At 51.2% G+C, this 26,488-nt stretch carries 26 protein-coding genes and 1 pseudogene; 14 read left to right on the forward strand and 13 right to left on the reverse strand.

Features of this window, described 5'->3' with window-relative positions; translation table 11 throughout:
• From QU660_RS00825 to citD, 4 genes are all read right to left on the reverse strand, one after another.
• Positions 1 to 1,038: a [citrate (pro-3S)-lyase] ligase gene (locus QU660_RS00825; protein WP_304946464.1), complete on the reverse strand. Its 1,038-nt coding sequence runs from the start codon at positions 1,036 to 1,038 to the stop codon at positions 1 to 3.
• A gap of 133 nt (positions 1,039 to 1,171) precedes the next feature.
• The gene (gene citF / locus QU660_RS00830; RefSeq protein ID WP_304946465.1) at positions 1,172 to 2,734 is read right to left on the reverse strand and encodes a citrate lyase subunit alpha; all 1,563 of its coding nucleotides are present in this window, start codon (positions 2,732 to 2,734) and stop codon (positions 1,172 to 1,174) included.
• Positions 2,735 to 3,637, reverse strand: coding sequence for an aldolase/citrate lyase family protein (locus QU660_RS00835; RefSeq protein WP_304946466.1), 903 nt, complete (start codon positions 3,635 to 3,637; stop codon positions 2,735 to 2,737).
• Complete coding sequence (gene citD, locus QU660_RS00840) at positions 3,634 to 3,933, reverse strand: citrate lyase acyl carrier protein (protein WP_304946467.1); 300 nt, start codon at positions 3,931 to 3,933, stop codon at positions 3,634 to 3,636. The genes QU660_RS00835 and citD overlap by 4 nt, the downstream gene beginning before the upstream one ends.
• A gap of 135 nt (positions 3,934 to 4,068) precedes the next feature.
• Between citD and QU660_RS00845 the strand changes: the two genes are divergently transcribed.
• Complete coding sequence (locus QU660_RS00845) at positions 4,069 to 4,974, forward strand: LysR family transcriptional regulator (RefSeq protein ID WP_304946468.1); 906 nt, start codon at positions 4,069 to 4,071, stop codon at positions 4,972 to 4,974.
• A 111-nt stretch (positions 4,975 to 5,085) separates the two neighbouring features.
• On the opposite strand, the gene QU660_RS00850 is transcribed toward QU660_RS00845, so the two are convergent.
• On the reverse strand, positions 5,086 to 6,450 hold the full coding sequence (locus tag QU660_RS00850; protein WP_304946469.1) for a CitMHS family transporter: 1,365 nt from the start codon (positions 6,448 to 6,450) through the stop codon (positions 5,086 to 5,088).
• 174 nt (positions 6,451 to 6,624) lie between these two features.
• Here QU660_RS00850 and QU660_RS00855 point away from each other — a divergent pair, with 174 nt between their 5' ends.
• The 10 genes and pseudogenes from QU660_RS00855 to QU660_RS00900 all read left to right on the forward strand — a co-directional run bounded on the left by QU660_RS00855 (position 6,625) and on the right by QU660_RS00900 (position 16,362).
• The gene (locus tag QU660_RS00855) at positions 6,625 to 7,332 is read left to right on the forward strand and encodes an ATP-binding cassette domain-containing protein (protein ID WP_304946470.1); all 708 of its coding nucleotides are present in this window, start codon (positions 6,625 to 6,627) and stop codon (positions 7,330 to 7,332) included.
• 83 nt (positions 7,333 to 7,415) lie between these two features.
• Complete coding sequence (locus QU660_RS00860; protein ID WP_304946471.1) at positions 7,416 to 8,402, forward strand: diaminopimelate dehydrogenase; 987 nt, start codon at positions 7,416 to 7,418, stop codon at positions 8,400 to 8,402.
• A 390-nt stretch (positions 8,403 to 8,792) separates the two neighbouring features.
• Positions 8,793 to 9,062: an autorepressor SdpR family transcription factor gene (locus QU660_RS00865; RefSeq protein ID WP_304946472.1), complete on the forward strand. Its 270-nt coding sequence runs from the start codon at positions 8,793 to 8,795 to the stop codon at positions 9,060 to 9,062.
• The gene (locus tag QU660_RS00870; protein WP_304946473.1) at positions 9,059 to 9,769 is read left to right on the forward strand and encodes an SdpI family protein; all 711 of its coding nucleotides are present in this window, start codon (positions 9,059 to 9,061) and stop codon (positions 9,767 to 9,769) included. The genes QU660_RS00865 and QU660_RS00870 overlap by 4 nt, the downstream gene beginning before the upstream one ends.
• Positions 9,770 to 9,866: 97 nt before the next feature.
• Entirely contained in the window at positions 9,867 to 10,568 is a 702-nt protein-coding gene (locus tag QU660_RS00875; protein ID WP_304946474.1) for an SdpI family protein, read from the forward strand.
• 118 nt (positions 10,569 to 10,686) lie between these two features.
• The gene (locus QU660_RS00880; RefSeq protein WP_304946475.1) at positions 10,687 to 11,328 is read left to right on the forward strand and encodes a flavodoxin family protein; all 642 of its coding nucleotides are present in this window, start codon (positions 10,687 to 10,689) and stop codon (positions 11,326 to 11,328) included.
• Positions 11,329 to 11,438: 110 nt separating this feature from the next.
• A complete protein-coding gene (locus tag QU660_RS00885) occupies positions 11,439 to 12,320 on the forward strand; it encodes a helix-turn-helix transcriptional regulator (RefSeq protein WP_304946476.1) in 882 nt (293 codons plus the stop codon).
• Between the two features lie 384 nt (positions 12,321 to 12,704).
• Positions 12,705 to 12,974, forward strand: a pseudogene (locus QU660_RS00890) (integrase core domain-containing protein); the annotation flags it as partial.
• A 331-nt stretch (positions 12,975 to 13,305) separates the two neighbouring features.
• Complete coding sequence (locus QU660_RS00895; protein ID WP_304946477.1) at positions 13,306 to 15,768, forward strand: SIR2 family protein; 2,463 nt, start codon at positions 13,306 to 13,308, stop codon at positions 15,766 to 15,768.
• A gap of 288 nt (positions 15,769 to 16,056) precedes the next feature.
• Entirely contained in the window at positions 16,057 to 16,362 is a 306-nt protein-coding gene (locus QU660_RS00900; protein WP_330693220.1) for a restriction endonuclease, read from the forward strand.
• Positions 16,363 to 16,452: 90 nt separating this feature from the next.
• Here the strand turns inward: QU660_RS00900 and QU660_RS00905 are convergent, their stop codons facing one another.
• The 4 genes from QU660_RS00905 to QU660_RS00920 are packed head-to-tail and all read right to left on the reverse strand — an operon-like array spanning position 16,453 to position 20,380.
• Positions 16,453 to 17,265, reverse strand: coding sequence for an ABC transporter ATP-binding protein (locus tag QU660_RS00905; protein ID WP_304946478.1), 813 nt, complete (start codon positions 17,263 to 17,265; stop codon positions 16,453 to 16,455).
• Positions 17,265 to 18,284 (reverse strand): FecCD family ABC transporter permease, encoded by a 1,020-nt coding sequence (locus QU660_RS00910; protein ID WP_304946479.1) that lies wholly within the window; start codon positions 18,282 to 18,284, stop codon positions 17,265 to 17,267. Before QU660_RS00910 ends, QU660_RS00905 begins: the two co-directional genes overlap by 1 nt.
• Complete coding sequence (locus QU660_RS00915; protein ID WP_304946480.1) at positions 18,281 to 19,279, reverse strand: FecCD family ABC transporter permease; 999 nt, start codon at positions 19,277 to 19,279, stop codon at positions 18,281 to 18,283. Before QU660_RS00915 ends, QU660_RS00910 begins: the two co-directional genes overlap by 4 nt.
• A gap of 15 nt (positions 19,280 to 19,294) precedes the next feature.
• The gene (locus QU660_RS00920; protein ID WP_304946481.1) at positions 19,295 to 20,380 is read right to left on the reverse strand and encodes an iron-siderophore ABC transporter substrate-binding protein; all 1,086 of its coding nucleotides are present in this window, start codon (positions 20,378 to 20,380) and stop codon (positions 19,295 to 19,297) included.
• A 668-nt stretch (positions 20,381 to 21,048) separates the two neighbouring features.
• Here QU660_RS00920 and QU660_RS00930 point away from each other — a divergent pair.
• A complete protein-coding gene (locus QU660_RS00930; protein WP_304946482.1) occupies positions 21,049 to 21,594 on the forward strand; it encodes a GNAT family N-acetyltransferase in 546 nt (181 codons plus the stop codon).
• Between the two features lie 148 nt (positions 21,595 to 21,742).
• On the opposite strand, the gene QU660_RS00935 is transcribed toward QU660_RS00930, so the two are convergent.
• The 4 genes from QU660_RS00935 to QU660_RS00950 all read right to left on the reverse strand — a co-directional run bounded on the left by QU660_RS00935 (position 21,743) and on the right by QU660_RS00950 (position 23,875).
• A complete protein-coding gene (locus QU660_RS00935) occupies positions 21,743 to 21,916 on the reverse strand; it encodes an antitoxin (RefSeq protein WP_304946483.1) in 174 nt (57 codons plus the stop codon).
• A gap of 64 nt (positions 21,917 to 21,980) precedes the next feature.
• On the reverse strand, positions 21,981 to 22,370 hold the full coding sequence (locus QU660_RS00940) for a PH domain-containing protein (protein ID WP_304946484.1): 390 nt from the start codon (positions 22,368 to 22,370) through the stop codon (positions 21,981 to 21,983).
• A gap of 59 nt (positions 22,371 to 22,429) precedes the next feature.
• Positions 22,430 to 23,209 carry a class I SAM-dependent methyltransferase gene (locus tag QU660_RS00945; RefSeq protein ID WP_304946485.1) on the reverse strand — a complete coding sequence of 260 codons (780 nt, stop codon included), beginning with the start codon at positions 23,207 to 23,209 and terminating at the stop codon, positions 22,430 to 22,432.
• Positions 23,210 to 23,251: 42 nt separating this feature from the next.
• A complete protein-coding gene (locus tag QU660_RS00950) occupies positions 23,252 to 23,875 on the reverse strand; it encodes a class I SAM-dependent methyltransferase (protein WP_304946486.1) in 624 nt (207 codons plus the stop codon).
• 387 nt (positions 23,876 to 24,262) lie between these two features.
• Here QU660_RS00950 and QU660_RS00955 point away from each other — a divergent pair, with 387 nt between their 5' ends.
• Both QU660_RS00955 and QU660_RS00960 read left to right on the forward strand, forming a co-directional pair.
• Positions 24,263 to 25,549, forward strand: coding sequence for an SNF2-related protein (locus QU660_RS00955; protein WP_304946487.1), 1,287 nt, complete (start codon positions 24,263 to 24,265; stop codon positions 25,547 to 25,549).
• Positions 25,546 to 26,478: a helicase-related protein gene (locus tag QU660_RS00960; RefSeq protein ID WP_304946488.1), complete on the forward strand. Its 933-nt coding sequence runs from the start codon at positions 25,546 to 25,548 to the stop codon at positions 26,476 to 26,478. Before QU660_RS00955 ends, QU660_RS00960 begins: the two co-directional genes overlap by 4 nt.
• Positions 26,479 to 26,488 lie beyond the last annotated feature (10 nt).

Genomic DNA, 26,488 nt, shown 5'->3' on the forward strand with positions numbered 1-26,488 from the left:
TCAGGAAGAAGCCTCGGGCATTTTGAGTTCATTCCAATGGGCGTTTAACCATTCGGCCGTTACCGGCGGCACGAGAGAGCGTACTTCCGGGCAGACACCCTTTTCGCTAAGCAGGGCGCGCACGCGAGAGGCGCTGATCGGTTCACTGCCTTGTTCCAGCCGCGGCAGTTCGTCGAGCAAAATGCCGGTGGGCGGTAAAATTTCCCGGAGCGCCCGGTTATAGCAGGCCGTTGTCGGGTCCAGCGGCTCCGAGCCCACAAAGCGGACGGAAATACCGAGCTTCGGGGCAAGACAGTGCGCAAAGAGTGCGGCATCCAGTTCACACTGGAGGGCGGCGGCATCCTCCCCCGCTTTTAGGAAATAGGTCGGGAAGGTGTTGCCGGAAATCATATAGGGGCCGCTCAAGAAGACATGTACATTCGGCAGGTCTTTGACGCCTTCTTTGACCAGTTGAAAGCGAACCTCGGTCGGAAAGAGGGAGCGGTTCTCCTCGACCACAAAGAGGCAGAGTAAGTCTACCTTTGCCGCTGCGTATTCCACGAGCGCGCGGTGCCCGAGTGTAAAGGGATTACAGTTCATCACAATCGCGCCGACTGTTTTCTTATCGTGCGGCGGCAGGGCGGAGAGGACGCTCTCCGCAAAGCGCTCGGGGCCGTCCGGGCGGTTTTCGAGCATGGCAAGCGCGCCCGTCTCCGCGAGCAGGCGGAGGCCGCAGGAAGAGAAGAGCGTCGCCTTCTCGCGCCGCGTGATCACAAAGAGGTCAAAGTAGCCGCGCTGAAAGCGGTTCTCGATGAGGGCGGAGAGGAGAGTGCCGAGCGCATTCTGCCCGCGCAGTTCCTCGCTGACCGCAAAGCACTTTAAGAGCGAACGGGCAGCGCAGCCGCAGCCCACCAAGTTTTCGTTTGCGTCAAAGATGCCGTAGGCCGTATCGAGATCCGGCTCGCACTGCAACTTATTTTCCGCGAGAAAGGCGCGGAGCTTTTCCCGCTCCGAGGGATAGGAGAGCAGAATCTCTCCGAGATGGTAATTGTCTGTCATACAAGGTACTCGCTTCCGAAATCTGTTTTCGTTTGCCGTTTCAGCATAGCATAAGAGCAGGAAAAAACAAAACGCCGGGGAAGGCTCCCCGGCGCAGCGGAACCGGTTTCGGTTCCGGATTTTATCTGTTCACTCAGTCCGCAAACTGAAAGGGCTTAATCTCGCGGACCACATCCATAATGCTGCCGTCGCGCGCCTCGATGATACCGACCACGCGATCTCCGAACTGGACGCGCTCCGGCTCGCCCGTCATCGCATAGGCGATATCGCGGAGCTCTTCGATGCTCTTTAAGGGGAGTCCCGAATCCTTCAGCGCGTCGATCAAATCCTGACGCTTCGGGTTAATCGCGATGCCGTAGTCCGTGATCACGACATCCACATCCTCGCCCGGGGTCGTGACCGTGGTCACATCGGTGCAGACCGAGGGAATGCGTCCCTGCAGAATCGGGGTAATCACGATGGTGCACTTTGCGCCCGCCGCCGTGTCCGGGTGGCCGCCCTGTGCGCCGCTCACCACGCCGTTCGAGCCCACCACGACATTGCAGTTAAAGTTTACATCGACCTCGAGCGCCGCGAGAATCACGAAGTCAAGTTTGTTGACATAAGCACCCTTGTTGAAGGGGTTCGCGTACTCGCCCGCGGTGATGTAGTGGTGGTTCGGATTGGTCGCCGCGCTCTGAATCGCGTACTCGTCAAAGTCCTGGGTGTCCACAAGCGTGCGCGCAAGGCCCTCTTCGAGGAGTTGGCACATCGGCTTCGTGATGCCGCCGACACCGAAGCTCATGTGGATGTTACGCTCGCGCATCACATCGGCGAGCGAGATGGTGCTCGCAATCGAAGCGCCGCCCACACCGGTCTGGTAGGAGAAGCCATCCTTAAAGTAGGGCGTGCGCTTCACGACCTCGGTGCAGTAGCTCGCCATGAGGAGCTTTCTCTGGTCGGAGGTCGGCTTTGCCGCGCCCGTCGCAATCTTCGAGGGATCTCCTATCTCATCGACCACGACCACATAGTCCACGTAAATCTGGCTGATCTGGTGCGGCCAGTTCGGGAAGGGAACTAGGCAGTCCGTGATGGCGACCACCTTGTCCGCATAGAGCGCATCCGGCGCGGAATAGGAGAGCACGCCGCAGTTTGCCTTGCCGCCGTTTGCGTTTAAGTTGCCGTACTCGTCCGCGGTCGGCGCGCCGATGAAGGCAATGTCGATGTGGGTTTCGCCGGACTCAATCGCACGGACGCGGCCGCCGTGGCTCCGCATGATTGCGAGACCCTTTAGCCGTCCCTCGGAGATCGCCTTGCCGATTTCGCCGCGCACGCCTGAGCTCTGAATGTTGGTGATGGTGCCGTCGTCTATCATGTAGACAATCGGGTTATTCTGGCTGCCCATCGAGGAAGCGCAGATGGTGATGTTCTTAATGCCGAGCTTATGGACCTCTTCCATAACCATGTTGAGGACCTTATCGCCCTCGCGGAAGTGGTGGTGGAAGCTAAGCGTCATGCCGTCCTTGATTTCGCACTTTAAAAGTGCCTCTTTGATGGACGGGAGTAGCTTCGAGCCCTCGGAATTGATGACGGGCTTTACGCGCGCGCCGTCACGGCGAAACTCTTTTCCGTCCATTGCGTGCGAGCCGCGGAACACATCCTTGCCGGTCGCCTGTAAAATTTCCTCCGGAATATCTCTGCCGACTGCATTCTTCATTTAGAGCTCCCCCTTGTACACGCCGGATGCCTTGGCGAGCGCAATGACGCGCTGCGCGCCGTCGTAAAATGCAATGTCAATCATCTTGCCGTCCACCGTGAAGACGCCTATGCCTTCCTTCCGCTTGGAATCGATTTCGCGGATTACCTTCTCGGAGAAAATGATCTCCTTCATGCTCGGCGTAAAGACCTCGTGGACAATCGGAATCTGGCGCGGGTTGATGATGGACTTGCCGTCAAAGCCCATGTCCTTAATCAGCATGACTTCCTTCCGGAAGCCCTCGAGATTGTCGAGGTCGGTCCAGACCGTGTCAAAGCATTGCACGCCCGCAGCGCGCGCTGCGATAATCATGTGCTGGCGCGCGCCCATGAGCTCCACGCCTGTGCCCGTAATCTTGGTCTGCAAATCCTTCGTGTAGTCGCCGCCCGAGAGCGCAATGCCGATCATGCGCTCGGAAGAGATGCAGACCTCATAGGCGTTCATGACGCCTTTGGCGGACTCGAGCGCCGCCATTAAGAGGGTGGAACCCTCCGGGCGGTTAAACTCGCGCTCTGCGGCAAGGACGGCGTCCTCGACCGCTTTGACCATCTCGGCGTCTTCGGTCTTCGGGATGCGGAGCACATCCGCGCCGCCCGCAACCGAGCAGCGAATGTCTTCCTTCCAATATTCGGTGTCGAGGCCGTTGATGCGTACCACGCGCTCGCAGCCGCGGTAGTCGACGTTTTTCAGCGCCTGGTAGAGCGAAAAGCGCGCTGTATCCTTTGCGGTCACGGCGACCGCATCTTCTAAGTCAAGCATCAGGGAGTCTGCGCCGTAGAGATAGGGGTCTTTGATCAGAGAGGGCTTCTGTGCGTTCAAAAACATCATCGAGCGGCGCAGGCGCTTTTTATTCGGATGGCTCATCTCACAGCACCTCCCCAGGGAATGTTGTCGTACTGATCCACGGCACGGAACACAGCGCCTTCAATGCGCGCCTTGATCGTGCAGTCCAGTGCGCCCTTGTCGACAATCGAGATTCTCACATTGTCGATGCCGAGATCCTTAAGGGTCTCGAGCGTCACCTTTTTGATCTGGTTTCCGAACTGGTGAATGACTGCGCTCTCCAGCGAAAAATCGACCTTGCCGTTGCCCGGTTCCACCGTGACCTGGCAATCGCTGGACTCGAGAGTGCCGGCGACCGCCGGCTTTTTGATCTCCATAGCTGCCTCCTTCTGCGTAACAAACAATTGTTTGAAAACATTGTAACTTTTGTTGGGTATGGACTTCAAGGTAATAATTGGCTATGATAAGTATAGAGTTTTTGTTATAAATTTTGCCTCACAAAGGAGGGCACCATGAACGAACGTCAGATAAAATATATGCTGACCATATTTCGGGAGGGCAGCATAAGCCGCGCCGCAGAGGTGCTCTATGTCTCCCAGCCCTCGGTGAGTCAGATGGTGCGAAAGGTGGAGGAAGAACTCCGCGCCGAGCTCTTTGTGCGGCACACGAATCCCATGGTTCTGACCCCGGCGGGCGAGTGCTATATGCAGGCGGCGCGCGCCATCCAGAGCATACAGCAGAACCTGGAGCGCCAGCTCGAGGAGATACGCCTCGGGACCCGCGGCAGCATACGGCTCGGCATGCCCCTGCAGCGCTCGCTGGAACTTTTGCCGGAGATCTTTCCGCGCTTCCACGCGCGCTACCCGGCCGTGAACCTAAAGCTCACCGAGCTCGGCTCCGACGCGCTGGAAAGTATGCTCTTAAATCATCAGCTCGATCTGGCCTGTTTAACGACCAGCGCAAAGACCAACGCGCTGAACTATATCCTCATTAACCGCGAGGAACTGGTGCTGCTCGCCTCCAGAAATACGGCACTTGCCGGGCGCATTGAGGAGGGAAGGCCCATAGACATATGCGAGGCCGAGGCCGAGTCCTTTATCAGCCTTCGCACCGGGCACTCGACCCGCATTACCCAGGACGGACTCTTTGCGGACGCCCACATCTCCCCCGACATTCTCTTTGAGACCGAGAGCATAGAGGTCGCAAAACACGCGGTGGGGCCCTGCCAGGCCGTCTTCCTCTGTCCGAAGAATTACATTGATATTTCGCCCGAGCTGAAAAGGACCTGTGTGGTCTATCCCCTGATCGGTGTGGAGCAGGGGCGGCATTTTTACCTCTGTCACCGGAAAGATCAGTACCTCACGCACTATATGGTGGAGCTCATACGTCTTCTAAGACCGGACTTCGCGCTCCCGTAGGGAGAAGAATTCCCGGAGACCTGAACTATGTGCGGCCCCGCCGCCGAAACAAAAACGCTCTGCCGTTCGGCAGAGCGTTTTCTGATGTCTCAGAGTCGTGCTTCCTCGGATTTAGGCCGGGATGATGCCGACCAGAATTGCGAAAATCATGCAGAGGAAGGAGAAGCCCCACACATAGAAGAAACTCGAGCGGATGTGATCCTTGATGTCCACTTCCGCGAGACCCACGCCGAGCAGGGTTGCCGGGACCATGGGGCTTATGAAGGTCGCGCAGTTGCGGCAGACCGCCATGGAAATCGCAATCGGAAGCGCCGGAATGCCGAAGCCCTCGCCGATCGAAATCATGACCGGGAGCATGCCGTAGAAGTAGCTGTCCGTATCGAAGGCCAGTGCCAGCGGAACCGAGAGGATACCGATGACCAGCGGCAGGTGTGCGCCGAGCGCAGCAGGGAGGACCATCGTAATCAGAGCCGACATGCAGCTCACAACGCTCGGAATCGCAACATCGTCCACCTTGACGGTCTTCACGAGGATACCCATGAGGAGCGCCGCGCCCATCAGGGTGGTGCACATCATGAGAGCCGGAACCGCATGGGAGTTCAGCACCTTCTTCTGGAGCTTGATGTCCGTATAGTTCACGAGAATCGAGATGCCCACGCCGAGCATGAAGGGCACATAGCTCGGGAACACATCCCAGATCAGCATGGCAATGACCGCAATCGTGAGAATCATGTTAAAGAAGAAGAGCTTCGGGCGAGCCAGTTCGCCGAGCTGTCCCTCTTGGCCTGCCTCGACCTCGATCGCTTCCTCGGTCTGTGCAAGTTTGCCGTTCAGACCCGCGCCGCGCGCCTTCTCCTGAATGCCGGTGAGAACCGCGTGTGCCAGTGCAAGGACAATACCGAAGACCTGAATCGGCAGCAGCTTATTCCAGAGCTGACCCGCCTCCATGCCGAGCACCGAAGCCGCACGCATCGTGGGACCTGCCCAGGGCATGAGGTTCAGGACACCCATCGCGAGGACCGCAATGCGGAGCAGCGAAGTTTTGCGCATGTGCATTTTCTTATAGACCGGCAGCATTGCGGGGACTACAATCAGGAAGGTCGAAGCGCCGCCGCCGTCCAGGTGGCCGATGATTGCGATGATCGCGGTCATGACCGTGACACCGATCACATTGTCGCCGACCAGCTTCATGAGCTTGCCGATAATCACATCGAAGAGGCCCGCATCCGTCATGATACCGAAGAAGAGGACGGAGAAAACAAAGAGCGCAGCCGTGGGACCCGTACTCTTAAAGCCGTCCTTAATGAGAGACGCAACATCCTTAAATGTGTAGTAGCCGCCGAACACCAGAATCAGTGCGAGTATCGACGGGAAGAGGATGAAAGCGATGCTCGGGAGGGTTTTGCTCTTAAAGAGCGTCACGACAATGGCAATGATTGTCAGAAACCCGAGTATGCCTACGGTTACTTGGTTCATACTGCATGTACCCCCTTAGTTCAAATTTGGCAGTAATATATAAAAGAAATATACTGAAAACACAGAAAGTTTACAAATATCATTTCGGCGGCAAATTTATAAGCGTATTCTTATGGTTAAGCTTTGTATGCAAAGCGCCCTGAGTGACAGAGACTTTGTACAGGAGGTAGATGTTTGGCAAAGAGAGAAACAGGCACGGCACTGCGCGTTCTGGACGCAGCGCTGGTGCGCGGAAGTACGGAAATCTTTCGAGATGTGACACTGGCGGTCGAGCCCGGAGAACTGCTCGCGTTACTCGGGCCCTCGGGCTCGGGAAAGACCAGTCTGCTCCGCGCGATTGCGGGCTTTTTGCCGCTCACGGCGGGCGAAATCCGCTTTGACGGCGAGCGTATGAACGAGCGCCCGGTCGAAGAGAGACAGCTCGGCATGGTGTTTCAGGAGCACCGTCTGTTTCCGGCGCTCACGGTCTACCGAAATCTGGAAATCTGTCTGACAGGTACAAGTGACAATAGCCTTCGTTACACGCGTGAGGAAGCGCGCGCGGAGATTGCGGAACTGCTTGCCTCCCTCGGGCTTGCGGGACTGGAAAAGCGCTTTCCGGAGGAACTCTCGGGCGGACAGCAGCGCCGCGTGGCGCTGGCCCGCGCCCTTTTGGTGCGCCCGCGGCTCTTGCTGCTCGATGAGCCCTTTACCGGACTTGACGCGGGACTCAGGCGGGACCTGGTGGATTTGGTAAGAGAAGCCCAGCGCGCGCGCCGTCTCACGACGGTCTTCGTGACCCATGAGGAGGAGGATGCGGCGCGGATTGCCGACAGCACGGCCCGCTTCTATGATGCGGGGGGCGTTCAAAGCCTTCGGCAGGAGCGCACACAAAGTTTTTGATTGACAGAAAAAGGACTTTTCCGTTAAAACAGAGAAAACATATCGTGTTAGTTATATCTTTCGAACGGAGAGAGGAGAACAGAATGAAGACACGCATCGGCATTTTGGGCTACGGAAATTTGGGCAGAGGCATTGAGAGCGCAATCAAGCAGAGCGAGGATTTGGAACTCGTGGCAGTCTTTACGCGGCGCGACCCGGCGAGCGTCAAGATCCACACGGAGAAGGTTCCGGTTGTGGCGCTCTCCGAGGCGCTTAACTGGAAGGATAAGATTGATGTGATGGTGCTCTGCGGCGGCAGCGCGACCGATCTGCCGACACAGACCCCCGAGTACGCAAAGCATTTCAACGTGATTAACAGCTTTGACACGCACGCAAAGATTCCCTCTCATTTTGAAGCGGTGGATGCCGCGGCAAAGGAGGGCGGTAAGCTTGCGCTCATCTCCCTCGGCTGGGATCCGGGTCTCTTCTCCTTAAACCGTATGCTGGCAACCGCGATTTTGCCGCAGGGCAAGAACTATACCTTCTGGGGGAAGGGCGTGAGCCAGGGCCACTCCGATGCGGTGCGCCGTATTGCGGGCGTGTTGGATGCGAGACAGTACACGATTCCCGTGGAGAGCGCCATGACGCGCATCCGTAAGGGTGAGCAGCCCGAGTTCACGGCGCGGGAGATGCATAAGAGAGAGGTCTTTGTCGTTGCCGCGGAAGATGCGGACCGCGCTTCAATCGAGGCGGAAATCAAAAACATGCCGAACTACTTTGCGGATTATGACACCGAAGTGCACTTCATCACCGCAGAGGAGATGCGTGAAAAGCACGCGGAGCTGCCGCACGGCGGTTTTGTGATTCGGAGCGGCGTGAGCGGCTTCCATGAGGAGCATAAGGAGCTCATTGAGTTCAGCTTAAAGCTCGACTCGAACCCCGAGTTCACCGGTGCGGTACTCGCGGCCTATGCGCGTGCGGCGCATCGCCTCGCTGCGGAGGGACAGACCGGCTGCAAGACCATCTTCGATGTGGCGCCGAGCTACTTAAGCCCCCTCAGCGCAGAGGAACTCCGCGCGAAGCTCCTGTGAGAAGAGGGCGAGCGGAAGCAAAGATTGCCGCATAAGAGAAAGCGGCAGCGCAAAAGCAGGGGAAAATAAAAGTCGAAAATGAAAACCGGAACAGCGGCGCAGTGCGCCGGAAAGCAAGAGGACGGAGCCATCCGTCCTCTTTTTTGCTGCCCTCTGTACTGCTTTGGGAAAAGGAGCGGAATCGGAAAGCGGGGGAAGAAAGCGCGAAGAGAGAACGCGTGGTAGAAAGTGTGATGGGAGAAAGCGCGGCAAAAATTACCGGTCAGAAAAGCACAGAGCGATATGGAAACAGAATGCTAACAGATTAAAAATATTTTGAAATACTGATTGACGGGTGAAGAAGACGTGCTAGAATCTAATTAAAAGAAATTTTAAGGAGATGATGTCCATATGGGAGAGAGCAGTATCTTTAAAGTGCTCTCGGACCCGCAGCGGCGCGACATTCTGGTCATGCTGCGGGAGGGGCGCATGAGCGCCGGGGAGATTGCGGAGCGGCTCGGTGTCAGCCCGCCGGCGCTCTCCTACCACCTGCGGCTCTTAAAGGGCGCAGAGCTGGTGAGCGAATATAAGGAGAAAAATTTTGTCTACTATGAACTGAACACATCCGTCCTGCAGGAATTGATCCTCTGGGTGGAACAGTTCGGAGGGAGGAAATCATGAAAAAAACAGTGTGGTTACTCGCGGTGCTTACTCTGATGGTTACAATCATTCCTCTACAGACCATGCCTGCTTTGCTTCCCGTGGATTATTCAATCGGCGGAGAGGTGAGACGCTGGGGCAGTAAGTACAGCTATCTGATTTTACCCATGGTCACGCTTTTGATCACGCTGCTCTGGCAGTTTCTTGTGGCACACTTTGAACGCCGGGCCGTCGGCGATGACAAAGAGGCACAGGGTGCGGCGGCGAATGCAAAGGTGCTTGTATCGGTCGGGCTTGTGATGAATCTCTTTTTCTGCCTGTTGCAGGCCGGGCTGCTGTGGTCTGCGGCCTGGACCGCAGAGCATTTCGGAACTGCGGGAGGAGCGCAGGCGGGGGCGAGCATTGCGCAAACGGCGCAGAAAGCGATGTGTGTTCTGACAAGCGTTATGCTGATTGTGCTCGGCAACATCTTGCCGAAGACCCGGAAAAACCGCAATGTGGGCGTGCGCCTGCCGTATAGCCGGTATAACGACATCACCTGGCAGAAGAGCAACCGCTTTGGGGGCACAGCCATGGTGATTGCCGGGCTGCTCGGCATGGTCAGTGCGCTGCTTGCGCCCTCCGCAGAACTTGCACTCGGACTGTTCACGGTATTTCTGCTGCTCGCCGTTATAGCGACCACATGGTATTCAAGGAAAGTGTATTTGGAAGAAAGTGCAGAAAAATAAAATCAAAAAGAGCTTCTCTGTTTGTCTGCGATGAACGCAACAAGACCGTCCTGCGGGAGTTGATTTTCCGGGCGGAACCGTTCGGAGGGAGGAAAGCATGAAACAAGTTACAAAAATGATTGCGGCGCTCTGCCTGTTTGTGACGCTATTGGTTTTGCGGGAGCTGCCCGCAGTGATACCGGCGCACTATGACTTTGCCGGAAACGTGACGCGATACGGCAGTAAGTACGAACTTTTGATATTGCCGGTGGTCTTGCTTTTGCTTTCCTTCGGCAGCCGCTTTCTACTGCTTCATTTTCATAGAAAGGCGGAACAGGCGGAGAGTGACAAAGAAAGACAGGCGGCCGAAGCGAATGCCAAGGTGCTCGGCATTGTGATTTTCCCGCAGATCCTGATTTTAAGCTGCATACAGGGTGTGCTCCTCTATAACACCGTGCTCGCGCTGCGGGGCGAAAGCTTCCTCAGCACCCTCGCGGGCGATAAGCTCCTGACCATACTCTTCGGGGCGCTGCTCGTGCTGGTCGGCAATGTTTTGCCGAAGTGCAAGCGAAACGGCTTGGTCGGCTTCCGCCTGTCCTGGACCAGATATAACGACATCACCTGGCAGAAGAGCAACCGCTTTGCGGGGATCATGCTGGTCGCGGCGGGGATACTCGGCATTGTGAGCACTGTGTTTTCGCCGAAGGGCTACGGGATGTTGCTACTTGCTGCTTATACCATGGCGGCAATCGTGATTTCGATCGTGAGGGCGTGGCAGGTGTATCGGGAGGAAAAGGAAAAAGAGCGGGACAGAGGCTGAAGCAGTGACGGGAGCCACAGGGCGCGCAACTTACGGAAAGCCGAGATATAGCGAAAAACTCCCAAAAGCGCTATGATAAGTCCTCGTACCGCCACGCGGTGCGGAGGAGGATATTGCAATGAAGGTTATTTTTGTGAACGGCAGCAGTCATGCGAACGGCACCACCATGCAGGCAGTCAAGGAGATGCAGAAGGTTTTCGCCGCGGAAGGGGTAGAGAGCGAGGTCATACAGCTTGGCAATCAGCCCATACGGGACTGCATCCAGTGCGGTTATTGCGGGACGCACGATGCCTGTGTGTTTCGGGATGACGCGGTGAATCAATTCACGGCGCTCGCCAAAGAGGCCGACGGTTTTGTCTTTGCGACACCCGTTTACTATGCGCATCCGAGCGGACGCATTCTGGCTTTTCTTGACCGGGCGTTTTACTCCGTGCAGAATGTCGAGAATCCCTTTGCCTTTAAGCCCGGCGCTTCGATAGTCGTCGCGAGAAGAGGCGGCACCACGGCGTCCTTTGATGTGCTGAACAAATACTTCGGGATTTCGCAGATGCCGGTCGCAGGCTCCACCTATTGGAACATCACCCACGGCCTGACCGCGGAAGATGCCGCCAAGGACCGGGAAGGCATGCAGACCATGCGGAACCTTGCCCGGAATATGGTCTGGATGATGCGAAGCTTTGCCCTCGCAAAAGAACAGGGGATTCCGTACCCGGAGACCGAGGGCGAGGCAGTGACCAACTTTATACAGCGGGAAGATTGAGCGCTTTGCTACGGAGCGTAGCAAGAAAAATTTGAAATGTAAGCCCGTGTTTCTTGTGTGCCGCTGCGATTTTTTTATACTGGGGCCATCAAGACACAGGAGGTAAAAGCATGACAATCGCAGAAACAATCAAAACCCTTCGAAAGACCGCGGGCATGTCCCAGGAACAGTTGGCAGAGAAGCTGCATGTTTCGAGACAGGCCGTTACCAAGTGGGAGACCGAGGGCGGCACGCCGGATATCGAGAACCTTCGGGCAATCGCAGCTCTGTTTGGAATCACCGTAGACGAACTGCTTACGGGGGAGGCAAAAGCGCAAGCGGCAGCGGCGCATCGCTATGCGAGCGTCACCGAATACGATATCGATGAAGTGAAACACTACGATATGAAGTTCGGCAGCGCCAAAGAAGTATTCCTTTCCGGCCATCCGGGAGAGAAACTGCGCATCCGCCTGGTCTCCGGTACTCTCGCCTCGCTGCAGAGTGATTTTAAAATCAAACTGGACGATACAAAGCGGCGACTGGATCTGGAACTGCTCCGTAGAAATGGGATGAGTGAGAGCGCCTCGAAAGAGGGACTCAGCATCTATGCGGAACTCCCGGCGGCCTATCTCGGAAAAGTAGAGTGCGCGGTCAATGCAGAACTGGTGAGTCTCAGCTCGCTGGACTGCGAGCGAATTGAGCTCGGCGGAAGGAACCGGAAGCTATATCTCGACGCGGTTCCCGGCACCGTGGAAATTGACGGTAACCTCGATATGGAGATTCACTGCAAGAGCCTTGCGAGCTCCCTGGAACTCAACCAGCTCTCGGCCTGCTCAAAGCTCTATGTCCCTGCGGATGCGGTCTTTACCGCAAAGGCAAAGGGCATAGGTACACGGATTTCTTATGCGGGCGATGGAAAGGCAGCAGAGTCCTTTGATACGCCCGGCGCGGAGAAGCGGATAGAGTTGAACGGGATGAAGAGCGAGCTGGTGATTGGCAGAGAAGAAGTGTAAGAAAAAGGAAAAGGTAGAAGAAAAGAGCGTCGCTCCGGAGGGAGGGCTGTCACAAAACGATACAACTTTATCGACAAAGTTGTATCGTTTTGTGATGACGAGTGAGAAGGTAAGTTGTATCAGTGTTTACATAATGCATTGTAGCTGAATAAATAATTGTGCCGTAGCACTGTCTTATATAGGTGGTGCTTTTTTGATGCCTAATTTTAGTATGTACCACGCTTTTTCCGCCCTCTATTCACTGTAAAACACCTTTCTATTGTGCTATTATGTGTATAAAGCACTTAATAGTCTTGTGAGAAATCCATTTCTATCTGGAGGATACCCCTCTTATCCGTTTAATACTATCCTTCAAATTATCCAGAAGCTCTTCCGTTATATCATTATTGCCGGAAGCTCGGGATTTCTCAAAGCATGAGCCGTGCGGGCTGTCCGTATGACAATGCACCGATGGAACGCTATTACAACACCTTAAATACCGAGTTGATTTATCAGTATCGGTTTGAAACCGCAGCAGAACCGGATTATGCCGTTTCAGAGTTTGCTTACGATTGGTACAATCAGGTACGCCCACACTCGTATAACGGATATCTGACTCCGTCTGAAAAGAGAGCGAAGTGTACCATTAAGCAGTGGTGTTACAAAAAACGTTGACCACTACACCGTTACGAATTTGGATTGAAGTGAAGCAAAATAAAGATTTGAATCTACTGTAAATACTCTAGAAAGCGAATTGATGTACTCTTATCTGACCATAAATTCAGGATTGTTAATTTTGAAGCTAGGTGTTGATCTTATGCAAATTGAACGAAAGAACTTAAGATTGGATTGTTTACATATTTTTCGTGGGAAAGGATTTCGCCGTGTAATGCTATCCAAGTGTATTTAATGACTAACGATAGTTGGAGAATGTAAAAGACAATGCGGTTTTAAGATTGACACTCTAGTTAACTCAAATAAACTAATTTAGATGAAAGGATGAACTATGGCACTTAGGAAATGTGTACAGGTGGATTACTCTGATGTGAAGAGTGATATACAGCAGCAGCTTAGACGCATGGCATTAGTTCCAGTCTTGGGAGCTGGGTTTACAAAGGATTGCACTAGTCGAAAAGGTAAGGTTCCTTCCGGAGATAGCTATAAGGCTCATATGATCGATCAGATAATTCATGCGCGAGGTTGTGGTAATGATGAGAGGAAGAGATATGAGCAGTATTCATTTTCCAAAATAGCTACACTCTATCATCATATAATATCGAGGGAAGAACGAAGAAAATATTTGAATGATAATTTTATGGGCGTTGAACTTTCTGAAAACAAAAAACGGTTTTTGGATATTCCATGGCCTTACATTTATACTCTAAATATCGATGATGCTATTGAAAATAACAGCGAATATAATACTGTGATAATTTCCAATCGAGAGAGCGCAGATGAAATATTTTCTGAGAGGAAGTGTGTCGTTAAAATACATGGAGATGTGAATGATATACTTAGCTATGAAGATTCGGATTGTTTGGTGTTTGATACAAGACAGTACATTGATAGCCTCCATAAGAATACGGCATTGCTTAATAGATTGAAACATGATTATGAGTACCTGAACTTAATATACATAGGTAGCAGTCTCTCTGATGAAATTGATATTCTCTCAATAGTCTCGGGAGATTATTCGATAGGAAATAACAACCATTATTACTGTACTACCAAAGATGTCGGTGATGATGAACTTATAATTCTGTCTGAATATGGGATCACTCATTGCGTAAAATTCAACTCTTATGACGAGATTTATACAGAGATTGTGAGCGCCGCCCTATCAGCTGAAAAGATTGAAAAAAGTGAAGTTGAGAAATTTAAAACGTATAAGTTTGTGTCACTAAAAGACGGGTTTGATGAAAATCGGGCATATTTATTTCATGGGAAGAGATTAATTGATAGGAAACTTGGCGAGGCATCTATTCCTGGTTTTTTTATATCAAGAGAAGTTACAAATAAGGTGTTGAATGGGATTAATAGTGAAGGGACTCAGATTTTAGTTGGTTCTGAATGCAGTGGAAAGACTTATGTCGCAATCGATATTGCGAGAAGAGTTAGCGATAGAGATGTGTTTATATTTCAATCTGTGGATAAATTAAATGAAGAATCTTTTAGTTATTTACTTGACAGAAAAAGTTGTTTGATAGTAGCGGATAGAAAAGCTCTTGAGAAGGAACAGATTGAGAGGATAATTAAAAGCTCAGAACAAAGAATCTTCAATCGCAATTCCTTTGTCATAATGGCAAGTAAAAATGATCATGATTTGCTTGGTCTGCTGTCTAGGTTAAGACTATTGGGAGTCATCAGGGAGAAAAAATTGATTCCACATGAGCTCAATAGTAAATTAAATGAAAGGGAAAATAAGAAAATTAATGAAAAACTGTTGAGGTCCGGCTTTGGTATATTTTTAGAGGATAAATCGATGGCTGATAATATCATAGAAATTGGCAGGGTATTACAAGCATCGAATCGATTTGGAAGAATTTCTCTCAAGACAGAGTCGTTTAAAGATGTTGCATGCTTAATTTCACTAGCGACAATGGAAAAGATATACTCAGGTGAGGTGGTTGTATTAAATCTTGAGAAAGAGTTTGTGGAACAAAATAAGAAAGCCGCTCCGCTAATCGATGATGAAGCTACTTGGGGATTTGAACGAAGCGCGGCCCAAAATTCACCAATGAAATATGTAGTTAATGCTGAATTCTGGCTATATCGTCAGTTAGACAACTTGGCTGGAACGAAAATCGGAAGAGATAAGATAGTCCGTGCATATGAATATATCATACAGAAGATAATAGAATGTTATGGAAAGCCGAGTTTGAAGTTCAAGACAAAAAATGCAAAATATAAGTCGTATATTCTATTCGATAATATAAATCAGATTTTTGCACACAATGGAAGGACACTAATTGAAGATATATACAAAAATCTCACTCCTTATCTCTCGGAGGATCCGGACTATCTCCATCAAAGAGCTAAATGCTACATTAGATCTGCGAGTTGGGAGAAACAACCTGACAAAATAAAGAAGCTTTTAGACAATGCACGTAGAGATGCAATTGCAGCAAATAGGATATTTGAGGAACGCTACAATGAAAGCGGAAATGAAAAGGTGCAGATATCTTTCGATCATACATTGTATACGGCGGCGATTGCGCTGTGTCATTTGGCGAAACAAGAATGCTATGAAAATATCAATTATAATGAGATGGCGGTCGAATTTTTGCGCAGGGCATTGTGCTCGTTGAATAATTCGGTTGAGTTTATAAAGAAGGATAAGATTTGTAATTATGGAAACATAATAGATGAAACAATTAATACCTTAATGATGAAGTATTCAACCCAGACTCCAAGAGTGCAAGAAGAAGTTAATAATTTACTCAATATCAAAAGGGAACGGGGATTTTGAATTAGAGGGACGCGGATTTGAATTCCAGAGCCACTGTTTCCAACTGGGTACGTTCGTATCGCGAAGAATGCTAAAACAATGATGGATAGAAGTCCCAGTTGGAGATGATGGAAGAACTTCGTCGTCTCCGGAGTGAAAAAGCCGAATTGGAAAAGGAGAACAGTTTCTTAAAAAAAGCACCGGTATTCTTCGCGAAGGAAATAGATTAGTGGCATATCGTTTCCTTGATGAGTATAAGCAGGAGTTCGGATTGAGATGGTTTTTTAAGCTGCACATTCATCCGAACGCTTGTTACAACTACCTCAGGAAGCGGAAGAGGTCAAGATTTATGCAAAGCTCCCGAAGGGATTCCAAATTCCGACCCCGGTCGGCAATTACTCACCGTACTGGGCCATTGTATTCCGTGAGGGCAGTGTAAAGCACGTGTACTTCATTGCCGAGACCAAGGGCAGCATGAGCAGTCTTGACTTAAGACTCATTGAGAAGGCAAAGATAAGCTGCGCAAAGCGGCTCTTTGAAAAGCTGTCAAACGGAAGCGTGCACTATGACCATGTGGACAGCTATGAAGAATTGCAGAAAATGCTATCGTGCTAAATACGCGACTTTTGTAGTTTGGGAAAAGAAAACAGAACCGGCGTGTTCGATTCGCGCCGGTTCTGTTTCATTTTCCGCTTGCAATTGCAGTCAATCAAGATGATCAAGCTCCTTATGATGCTTTCCCATAGGAATTACCATAGGCGCATCTGAAGTAGGATCTGTAATGACCTTACTATCAAGCCCGTATACATCTTTTATAAGTTTTTCACTAATCACATTTTCGGGTCTTCCTTCGGCATAAAGATTCCCTGATTTGAGGGCAAATATATAGTCTGCGTATCTTACAGAGAGATTGATATCGTGCAGAACCATAATGACGGTGGTCTTCTTAGTCCTGTTTAGCTCTCCAAGCAAATCAAGAATCTCCACCTGATATGCTATGTCAAGAAATGTCGTTGGCTCATCTAAAAATAATATATCGGTCTGCTGAGCAAGTGCGAGTGCTATCCACACCCTTTGACGCTGTCCTCCGGAAAGCTCATCTACCGCTCTGTCTCGAAGCTCGGTTACACCCATAGTCTGCATAGCTTCTTCAATAGCCTTAAAGTCTTTATCATCCAGTCCCCGAAAGACCTTTCTATAAGGGAAACGGCCTCTGCTAATCAAATCATAGACGGTTATTCCCTCAGGTACCAGTGGCGATTGTGGCATAAGGCTTATTATTTTAGATATTTCTTTGGACGAATACTCGGATACAGGCTTATTATCCAGATAAATATCTCCGCTCATGACTTTGTTTAACCTGCAAAAGGTTTTTAGAAGAGTGGATTTGCCACAGCCGTTTGAGCCTATGATCACTGATATTTTTCCTTCCGGTATGGTCAGATTAAGACCCTTTATGATCGCTTTCCCGTCATAACCGGCCACAAGATTTTTGGCTTCTAATACATGGTTTCCCATTAATTCACACCTCTTCTATTCATTCGAATAAGCAGATACAGCATATACGGTGCGCCTAAAAGCCCTGTGATAACCCCTACAGGATAGTGTACCGGAAATGCATGAAAAGCCACCAAATCTGCTCCTAAAGTAAGTGTTGTGCCAACGAGTCCCGCAGGAATAAGGCTTGATTTCCCCTTTCCGGCAAGGCTTGTGGCAATTGGTCCCGAAAGAAATGCCACAGATGCGATAGGTCCTGTGACAGAGGTGGCAAATGAAACAAGTATAACTGCACCTATTATCATTACCGAATAGGTAAGTCTTGTATTTAGTCCAAGTGATACTGCGAAGTTGTCTCCCAAAGGAATAATCTCCATATGTCTTGTAAGTGAAACCAACGCAATAGTGATTATCCCAACTACCAAAACAAGTGCAAACACATCTTCCATCTGCACGCTATTTAAGCTTCCGCTCAGCCACTGTATGGTAGTCCCTACATCGTACTCCGCAGCTTTTGCCAGTAAATAAGAAGTGACTGCTCTTAAAAGTGCTGAAATTCCTATGCCGATAAGGATCATTCTTCCATAGGTAAAATGCCCTTTGATTACTGAAAGCTTGTAAATGATTAAAGCTGTTGCAATTCCAAATATCATCGCTAACAAGGACACTATGCTTCCCCTAAGTCCAAGCACCAGTATGAGAAAAACCGCTGCTGTGCTTGTTCCTGCGGAAATTCCGATTACATCCGGCGAAGCAAGTGGATTGTGTAACAATGTTTGAAATACATAGCCCGCCATTCCAAAGGCAAACCCTGAAAATACGGCGCCCATCATCCTCGGAAGCCTCACATTTTCTACTGCATAAGATACTCCGTCAATCGTTTCGCCAAGTAAAACCTTGATTACATCTCTTATGGGATAGGACACACTTCCAAAGCAAAGCTCACAGGCTGATAGAATAAGGATAATGCTAAGAAGGGCAAGTACAACAAGCCTCCATCGAAGAGTCCTTTTCTTATATCCTGCATTTAGCTCTGTCATAGACTCTTTACCCTCCCTTTCCGAATGGCCAGAATAAATACCGGTGCACCAAGGACGGCGGTAACGATACCCACCTCAGTCTCTCCCGGCAAGCTTATTATTCTTCCTATTACGTCTGAAATAAGCATAAGTAGAGCTGAGCCCAGAAAAGAAAGAGGCAGCATTTTACTCATTTCACTTCCAAATATCAGCCTTATAATATGGGGAATGATAAGCCCTACAAAGCCTATTGGTCCTGCAAGTGCTGTAGTAGCACCGCATAGTAGTACGGATGCAAGAGCTCCTATGGTTCTTGTCATCACTACATTCGTCCCAAGGGCAGTAGCGGCTTCATCGCCCAAAGCCAGATTATTCAAATACCCTGATATAAACATTGATATGATAAAACCTACTATCAGGAATGGGCTAATGAGCATAATATTTTCCCAGGTTGCACTTCCTATGCTCCCTACTTGCCAGAACCTAAAAGCTTCCATTACCCTGTTATTTGGCAGCATAATGGTACTAACAAGTGAACCTAAGACTATGCTTACAGCCGAACCCGAGAGCGCCAGTTTTAGTGGTGTAGCACCGTCTTTGCCCATACTTGCCACACTGTATACAAAAACCGCGGTAACGCCTGCTCCTGTTATGCCAAGCCAGATGTATTGATAGGCAACAGTAATATTAAAAAATGCTATACCGGCGACCACGAAGAGTGATGCGCCGGTATTTACACCAAGTATACTTGGATCAGCAATGGGATTCCTTGTTATACTCTGCATAAGAGCCCCTGATATGCCAAGGGCGCCTCCCGCAAGTATGCCAAATACGGTTCTTGGAATTCTTTGTAATATGATAGCAGCCTCAAGGCTATCCGGATCATTTCCGAGGAGAACGTCTACAACCTTAGAAAATGCTATGTTTTTAGCACCCAGCGATATGGAAAATACTGCCATAATAGAAAGCAGGGCTAAGCATAAGATTATAGAAAGTACAAACTTTTTATTTCCCATGTTCACTATGCCTTTTTATTTAACGACTGCATTGATTGCTTCAAGATAGTTCACAAGCTCTGCCTTGATAGAAAGCACGGAAGGATTGCAGGCCGCTGCAAGATTGCCGTTGCTGTCAAGCACCACTACCCTGCCTTCTTTGACTGCCGGAATCTTAGAGAAGATTGCGTCTTTTTGCAAGGCGGCAACTGTCTTATCATCACCGTAAGTTATAATGATATCCGTATCACTTAGAGCATCAACTGCCAGTTCAGAAGATATCTGCACGTAAAATGCATTTTTATCTGTTGCCAGGGCCTCTACCTTTTCAGGAAAGGTAAAGCCTAAGTCTGTAAGATATGCCCCTCTTGGATCTGCTGTTCTATAAACTGAAAAGCTGCTGAGGTCAGCTGCATTGATATAACAAATTGCTGCACTCTTGTTCGCAAGCTTAGGATATTTTGCGAAGTTTTCTTTTATAAATGCATCTGTATCTGCAACCAGCTTCTCTCCCTCGGCTCTAAGTCCTAAAGCCTCTGCAGCCTCAACTGTCTGTTCTCTCCAGGTAGTCTTCCAAGCTGTTTCTTTGAATGGAAGGGTTGGTGCTATCTCAGAGAGACGCTTATAAGCCTTTTCATCCATTCCTGAGTAAGGGGCTACTATTATATCAGGCTTGGCTGCTGCAACAGCCTCATAGTCATAGCCTTCAAGGTCGTTAAACACATTCGGATTATCAGTTCCAAGCTCCTTAAACTTCTCCTCGGTCCAAGGTAAAAGACCCTTATCGGTAACAGGTCCCCAGTTTGCCCTAGCTGTACCCACAGGAACAATTCCAAGGGCCAAAACTGCATCTGCATTATTCCAGTCAAGGGTAACAACCCTTTCAGGCTTAGCATTAATAACAGTTTCTCCATAAGCATGCTTCATTGCTATAGGAAAAGAAGCAGTGCTTACCGCACCGGAAGAAGATGTGCTTTCCGAAGACTTAGATGAAGTTGTCATACTGGCACTCTTTGCCGTGGAAGAAATTTCACTTCCTCCGTTTTTAGCGCCGCAACCTGCGACCACTGCAACTGCAAGTGCCATAGGTATTGCTGCATTCAATAGATTTTTTGCTCTCATAGCTCCCCTTTCTCGCATGCGTTTTTTACAAACGAATACCCTTCTGCTGCATCTTTGTTAAACATGACAAACCTGGCAAAAAAAATCAATATCGTTAACATACAAATATAAAAATAAGCTTACCATCATTTAGTGCAATTTTTAACGGTCTTCCCCATAACTTCCGAATCTCCCAATGCCGACCGAATTTGTGTATATTGGATACCATACGAAAACTTCTAATGGAAGAGATTGCATTTCATCCACGTGTTATAATGTCTTATATATTATGGGCTTCAGAGGATGCTTTCTTTTGGGAATGCACAACTTTCTTTGTGCCGGTTTTTTAGCTCACAAGAAAACGAGCGTTTTCGCACGCACTGACGAATTAAATAAATAATGACAATGAATGGAAGAACTCTGCGATGATCTGGAGATGTCTATGACGACTGCTTTTACGATTTTTGTGAAGCGCATGACCGGGAGCGGAAAATTCCGTTCGATGTCTCGGCGGATTGATTTTATTCCGAGAGCAATATAAGATATCTGAACGGAATCACAAACGATGTGTGGGAAGGCTGGGCGCATTTTACAGAGCATGTTCTCCTTAAGGATGAAGATAGCTGAGCTTTCTTTGGGAGGACAGAGCGTGGGCACTAGGAAGACTTCGTTGAAAGGAGAGCAAGCGTATGCAAATCGAAACCGAACGCCTGTTGCTCCGCCCCTTTGCGGAGGCGGACGCGGCGGATTTATACAAGTATGCCAAGGACCCGGAGATCGGCCCGGCGGCAGGCTGGCCGCCGCATGGCAGTGTAGAAGAGAGCCGGAACATCATCCGCCTGGTGCTGAGCGGTCCTGAGAGCTATGCCATCTGCAAAAGAGAAGACGGGCGCGTCATCGGCGCGATTGCCTTGTCAATGAACGGAGATTCGAGGCTTGCGGAAGAGGAAGATGCGTGCGAGCTCGGCTACTGGATCGGGAAGCCGTTCTGGGGGCAGGGGCTTGTCACAGAGGCTTCGGAAGCCTTACTTCGCCATGCGTTTACGGAACTCGGCATGCGGCGCGTGTGGTGCGGTTATTACGAGGGGAACGAAAAGTCAAAGCGCGTGCAGGAGAAGCTCGGCTTTCGTCACGAAAAGACTGTGCGGGAGGTGGATGTCCCCATTTTAAAAGAAGTGCGTACCGAGCATGTGTCGTTACTCAGCCGGGAAGCCTGGATAGAGAAGAATATGTAAAAAAAGCGTGCTGTCTCAAACGATTGAGAGACAGCACGCTTTTTTAGTGATCACCATAATGAGATCCGCATTCGACAATTTGAGCGTTTTTTTATCCTGATTTGCCAAAAGACATATGTTTCCCACGCTTCGTCATGCCATATCTTTTTCATGATTCTTCGATAAGTTCGTGCTCATGTACATTTCGGCCGGCTTTTATATCAGCGATGCGACGTTCCAATATGGCCATGTGTTCCGAATCATAAAAAGGATTAACGGCAACTTCGAACGGAATTCGTTTCTCATTTACTGAATCATCAACTCTTACATTTACCTGTGCCATCGTATCACCCCCTCAAATACATTGCATAGCGTTTGCTTCTCAATGTAAAGCAATTTCGAAGAAATCACAGTACCATCTGCGAGATGTTCGCACATATTCGCTTGATATCCACGTTTGAAGTGAAGTCGAGCTGCAGGTTTGCGCCGTTCGAAAAGGCGAGGAGCAGTTCGCTGTCGATGTCCAGGAGGCCTGCGGTCTCCACGCTGAAATACTGAATCTTCGAGTAGGGATAGGAGGTATAAGATACCTTCTTGCCCGTGAGGCCCTGTACGTTTGCGACAATCAGCCGCTTGTTGGTGAAGACCACCTGATCGCGTATGGTCTGGAAGGCCTGGGTGATGTTTTCGCCCGGAATGAGAAACATAGTAAGTTCGGGGCGAATGTTGGCAACGGGGATTTCCCGCAGATTCAGTAGGTTTCCGTCACCGCGGATTCCGGAAGATATACCCGGCATAATACTTTACCTCCTGCTGTTTTGAGACAGCATAGGGCAGACGGGGAATGGCGTCAAGCTTATTTGATTCCCATGAGCAGTGCGGAGTCGGCAATCATCATCCATCTGGCCTCGCATTTTTTGACAAAGAGACCGTCCGCGGTGGGAATCAGACGTACTTCCGCATACCCATCGTCCTGCAGGCTCTTTAAAAAGGCCTGCATGTCGCCGTAGGCAGAGGGATAAAAGATGTCGTGAATCACGAAGCGACCGCCTTTTTTCAGGACGCGGAGGCTCTCGCGGAGCAGAGCCTGACGGTCGCCCGGAATGTTATGGTAGACATAATTGCTGGTCACAAGGTCAAAGCTCTCGTTCGGGAAGGGGAGCTCCCGCGCATCGGCGCGGAGAAAGTGTACGTTTTTGACGCCTTCGGCGCGGGCGTTATCTTCGCATAGTTTTTGACTAAAGGAAGCGTATTCCTGTCCCCAGCGGTCCACGCCGACAAAGCTTGCCTCCGGATTTCGCTTGGCGGCGGCTATGGTGAGCGCGCCGCTGCCGCAGCCTACGTCCAGTCCCTTGCCGCCTGCGGGAAGTTTTATCCGAGAGGCGACTCCGTCTATGATGTGCTTCGCAAGTTTGCGTTTTCCGTTGTAGGAAAAGATGCGGTAGAGCATAAGCAGGTAGGCGGAACTTAGGAGGCCCACACCCGCGCCGACAAAGCTGAGTGAAGAAAGCAGGCGCAGGGCGCGGCTTTCTTTCTTTTTGCGGCAGAGGAGTCCCACGGCAAGGAAAACAGAGCTGACGCCCGCGTTGCCGTAAATAAGACCCCGCGGCATCCAGTTTTTATAATCGGCTTTCATCTTGATGACCTTCCTTTCTTGCGGCTTCGTTTTGAAGTCCCCTTATTTTTTTGCAAGTACCGTGAGCCAGGGCTTGCTCTCGTGGCGAAATACCTGTACTTCCGAAAAGCCCGCGGTCCGGAGCATGGTTTCCAGTTCTTCGGCGGTGTAGCAGTGCATGCCGTCTATGATGCGCTCGTAGCGAAGGCCTTCGGCATCCGTCCCGTCTGACTCGTTGCAGATGAGGAAGCTGCCGCCGCATTTTAAGATGCGGTACACTTCTGCAAAGCACTCCGCGGGATCCGGCCAGAAATACACGGTCTCGAAGGCGGTTGCCAAATCAAAGCGGGAAGCCGCGAGGGGCAGAGACTGCACCGAAGCTTTGAGAACGCGGCAGCGCCCTTTTACGATGTCGGGCTTATTATAGGCGCGGGTGCGGCACACGGCGAGCGCGGAATAATCGACCGCGTAGAGCTTAGACATGGGATAGCGGCGCAGCAGTTCCCGCACGTTGCGCCCGCCGCCGCAGCCCAGTTCCGCAATGACAAGCGGAGACAGCCCTTCGATATGCGAGAGTCCCCAGTCGGAGAGGGCTGCATGTCCCTGATTCATGGCATTTAACATGAGTTTCCCGAAAAAGCCCTCCGGTTTTCGGGTTTGCCCGATAAAGCGTTTGAATAAACCCATTGTTTTGTCCTTCCGTAGCAACGCCTAATGTGTTAAGTAGAACTAATATAATTATAGGACGCACGTTTGCGGCTGACAAGACAGAAGACGTCGCAAATGTTATATCCACTCTTCCGCGAGGAGAAGGTCGAGACGTTTCTCCCGGACACCGAATTCACGCGGAACGGTCTCCTCGGAAGCTGCGAATCTCTCAGCGGCTTTGGCAAGAAAATATCAGTTACAGCTTTATCTTTTTGAAAAACAGGGGAGTTTTTAAGTTATAACGGAAGTAAATAGAAAAGCCGGCTCGGCGTAAAGATACAACTGAAAGAGGGGGGCAGCTTTGCTTCTTAGGCTGGTATACTAAGCACATCGGCAAAATCAAAACAGAGGGGTATCCACAGAGGAATGAAACGCACATTTTCGTTTGCGGAAGCGAGGGAGTTACTGCAAAAACACGAGCAGTGGGAGTTGGAGCGCGGTATGCTTTCCAAAAAGGCGGAGCATTGTCGTGCGGTGGTCGAGGCGGCTGCGGATGCCTTTGTGGTCACGGAGACCATGAAGACGCTCAGGGATATCCCGGTCGAGGAGCTGAACCGGGCGCGGCGCGGCCTTCGCGTGCGTTTGCTTCGGGAGAGCGGGTATGCGAATTACGAAGATTTGATGCTGGCTCCGGAGCGGCAGCTTGCCGCCTTAAACGGCATCAGCGAGGACGGCGCGGCGCTCATTAAGGATGCGGTCGGCGAGACGGTGAGGCAGCTGAAACCCGGCATTAAGCTTCGTCTGAGCGCGGATAGACGCACGGAGGAGACGAGCAACATTGTGCTGGCGCTGTATCGCTACCGGGCGGCAGAAGAGCTCAGCCGGGATGCGCGGGCGCTGTCGGCGCGCTACGCCGCGGAAATCGCAAAGGCCATGAAAGAGCTGTCCCGCGGCAAGGGCCTTTTCCGCTGGCTCTTTACGGGAAAGGCGGAGAAGGATGCCGCGAGCGAGGCGTATCTTTATCTCGAGGAACTCGCAAACGGGGCGTACGGGACAGAACTCGAAAGGCTCAGTGAAGCACGGCGGGAACTGGAGGCTTCCGGCGCGGAAACGGCTTGGGACTCTTTCCGAACGCAGCCCATTGTATACAGCAATCTTCTCGAAAAGCTGGTGCCCGGTCTACTCGGAAACGGCGATGCGGTCTACGGTCTGCCGGAAGAGTTGGCGCGCGAGGTGGAGGCAGAGCCTCTCTTTGCGGACGGGATGCGCTGTGAACTGCGCCGCTATCAGGCGTGGGGTGTCAAGTACATCCTACACCAAGGTAAGGTGCTGCTCGGCGATGAGATGGGCCTCGGCAAGACTGTGCAGGCCATCGCCGCCATGGTCACGCTCCGCAATACAGGGGCCACACACTTTGCCGTGGTCTGCCCGGCGAGCGTTCTGGTCAACTGGTGCCGGGAAATCACAAAGTTCAGTGACTTAAAGGCAATCAAGGTGCACGGCCCTTTGAAGCAGGCTGCACTGGAAGACTGGATTCAGGCAGGCGGTGTTGCGGTCACGAGCTATGAGACCGTACAGCACTGGAAGCTCCCCGAAGATTTTGCGTTCTCACTGCTCACGGTGGACGAGGCGCATTACATTAAGAACCCCGGGGCACGGCGCACGGTGCATGTGCGAAACTTAGCGCTCCGCGCGGAGCGATTGCTTTTATGACAGGCACGGCGCTTGAAAACCGGGTGGATGAAATGGTGGAGCTTATCTCTGTGCTGCGCCCGGAACTCGCGGCAGAAATCGGGGGCATGAAGATGCTCGTGACAGCGCCCCGCTTTCGCGAGTTGGTGGCACCGGTCTATTACAGACGGAAGCGCGAACAGGTGCTGACCGAGCTTCCGGAGCTCGAAGAGCAGGAGAGCTGGTGTCAGCTCGGGGCTACGGAAAGGGCGCAGTACGAGGCGGATGTGCTCGGTGAAAACTATCACGCGGCGCGGCGGGTTTCTTGGACGGTCGGGGATATCGCCCGGTCCTCAAAGGCGCAGCGGCTTTTGGAAATCACAGAGGAGGCGGCCGCAGAGGGGCGTAAGGTACTCATTTTCTCCTTCTATCTCGACACCATAGAGAAGGTGAGAGCTTTACTCGGCGCACGCTGCATGGAGCCGATTACCGGTGCCATGACGCCCGCAAGGCGGCAGGAAGTGTTGGATGCCTTTGAAGCGGCACCGCCGGGGCAGGTGCTCGCGGCACAGATTGTGGCGGGCGGCACGGGGCTCAACATCCAGACGGCGAGCGTTGTGATACTCTGCGAGCCGCAGTTAAAGCCCTCCCTCGAGAGCCAGGCTATCGCGAGAGCCTACCGCATGGGGCAGGCGAGGAATGTGCTCGTGTACCGCCTTCTCTGCGAAGACAGCATCGATGAGCGCATCATGGAGCTGCTCGCGGAAAAGCAGGCGGTATTCGATGCCTTTGCGGATAAGTCTTCGGCGGCGGAGACGTTTGAGCTTGATACCAAGACCCTCGGGAAGCTGATGGAGGAAGAGATGCGGCGCATCGAGGCCAAGCGGAGCAGTGAGAATTCGGGGCCTTTGCGGGAAGGTGAAGTAGAAACGGCTGAATCGGAAGCAGAAACGGCCGAAGCGGAGGGCTAGGTTGAGACAC

It is taken from the genome of Stomatobaculum sp. F0698, assembly GCF_030644385.1.
In the GTDB taxonomy this organism is placed as follows: domain Bacteria; phylum Bacillota; class Clostridia; order Lachnospirales; family Lachnospiraceae; genus Moryella.